The 1,053-nt window shown below is 46.9% G+C and carries 1 protein-coding gene and 1 pseudogene; both read right to left on the minus strand.

The features are described 5' to 3' along the window. Positions 1–202, minus strand: a pseudogene (locus A2517_RS07880) (ferredoxin--nitrite reductase); the annotation flags it as partial. Further along, entirely contained in the window at positions 180–956 is a 777-nt protein-coding gene (gene cobA, locus A2517_RS07885; RefSeq protein ID WP_294895820.1) for a uroporphyrinogen-III C-methyltransferase, read from the minus strand. The gene cobA and the pseudogene A2517_RS07880, both read right to left, overlap by 23 nt. Between the last annotated feature and the right edge of the window lie 97 nt (positions 957–1,053).

A 1,053-nucleotide genomic window follows, 5' to 3' on the forward strand; every position in this document is an offset into this window, starting at 1 on the left:
GTTCAGGGGTAGCAGGGCGATCAAATACACCGAAGCTTTTGAGGACGAAATCTTTATCTTCGTCGGTGATCGACGCATACCCTGTTTTGGAATATCCGATTAGTCGTTCCCATGCTTCACGTGCACTAAAAGCATCCTTGATCGATTCGGTTTTGTGCCGTTTGACACTTCGCTCGGCATTAGCTTGCTGTAACGATGTCATAACGATTCTCCTTGGGTTCGTAACGATATGTTGGGAGAACTTGCGCTAAATTGACGACATTTCCGAAAACCAAAATGGCAGGTTTCGGAGCTCCTTTGGAAGCTGTGATGAGTTCACCTAATGTCGTAATAATAGAGCTCTGGTGTGCTGTGGTAGCATTGGAGATAATCGCGACGGGCAATGCGGCATCTACACCTTGATCCAATGCCTCTTTCACGATTTGTTGGGTTCGGCTAAGACCCATGAGGACTACCGTGGTGTGATCTTCGACATTTAACATAGGAATCCATGAGAGATTGACACGATCTCCTGAGAGGTGTGCCGATACGACCGATACACCCGTACTGACACCGCGCGCGGTCGGGGCGATTCCGGCGGAGAGGGGGCCGGAAAGGGCGGATGAAATTCCCGGGATCACTTCGGTATCAATACCCTCTTGCGAAGCATAAATCGCCTCTTCGGTTCCACGCCCGAAGATGTAGGGGTCACCGCATTTGAGTCGTCCGACGGTGTAGCCTTGCAATGCGTATTCGGTGATCATCGCATTGATCTCACCTTGGGGGAAGCTGTGCTTTCCTTTCTCTTTTCCGACGAATACCACTTTGGTATGTGGTGGGATGAGGTCGATGATCTCTTGGGTGAGGAGATGATCGATGAGTGCGACATCCAATTTTTCGATGGTTTTAAGAGCTTTCAAGGTGAGGAGATCGGCATCGCCGGGTCCGCAACCGATTAAATATAATTTTCCGTTCATAGGATATTCCTTATTAGGACTTTTTTGTCTTTAAAAATAATAGTGTAAAATAGCGATAAGAAAAACAAATTTTTGGTTAATTTTTAATCAGTTTATT

Source organism: Sulfuricurvum sp. RIFOXYD12_FULL_44_77, from assembly GCF_001830725.1.
In the GTDB taxonomy this organism is placed as follows: domain Bacteria; phylum Campylobacterota; class Campylobacteria; order Campylobacterales; family Sulfurimonadaceae; genus Sulfuricurvum; species Sulfuricurvum kujiense_A.